The following is a 617-nucleotide window of genomic DNA, read 5'->3' as shown; positions in this document are numbered from 1 at the left end:
ATACGGCGTCCGCAGGGTCGCGCACCGAAACGGCAAGACAGTTACATTTATGCCAAAACCGCTTTATGGCGACAACGGCAGCGGCATGCACGTGCAGCAATCAGTCTGGAAAGATGGCAAAAATTTATTCTATAAAGAGGGCAACTACGCAAATTTAAGTGACTTTGCAAGGCACTACATCGGCGGTGTTTTAAAACACGCAAGAAGCGTTGCCGCCTTTACTAACCCAAGCACAAACAGCTACAAACGACTAATCCCGGGCTTTGAAGCGCCATCTATCCTCACTTACTCGAGCCAAAACCGCTCAGCGAGCATCCGCATACCTTACGGAGCTGGCGAGAAGTCAGTTAGGGCTGAGATGAGATTTCCAGATAGCACGGCAAACCCTTATCTAGCCTTCTCAGCGATGCTAATGGCAGGACTTGACGGCGTCAAAAACAAATACGAGCCAGTTGGTCCGATGGATGAAAATTTATTTAAACTTCACCTAGATGAGATCAGAGAGCGTGGCATAGAACAGCTTCCACACACACTTCGTGGTAGCCTTGAAGCGCTAATTCGCGATAATGAATACTTAAAACCAATAATGACTGATCTTTTCATCGACACTTATCAAC

The 617-nt window shown here is 47.0% G+C and carries 1 pseudogene; it reads left to right on the top strand.

Annotation, left to right across the window (positions count from 1 at the left end):
- Positions 1-617 (top strand): annotated as a pseudogene (locus CYP05_RS03585) (type I glutamate--ammonia ligase); the annotation flags it as partial.

Origin of the sequence: Campylobacter concisus (assembly GCF_002913545.1) — a bacterium.
GTDB classification, from domain to species: domain Bacteria; phylum Campylobacterota; class Campylobacteria; order Campylobacterales; family Campylobacteraceae; genus Campylobacter_A; species Campylobacter_A concisus_AV.
The sequence above is the reverse complement of the archived record's forward strand: the minus strand, read 5'-3'. Positions and strand labels throughout refer to the sequence as shown.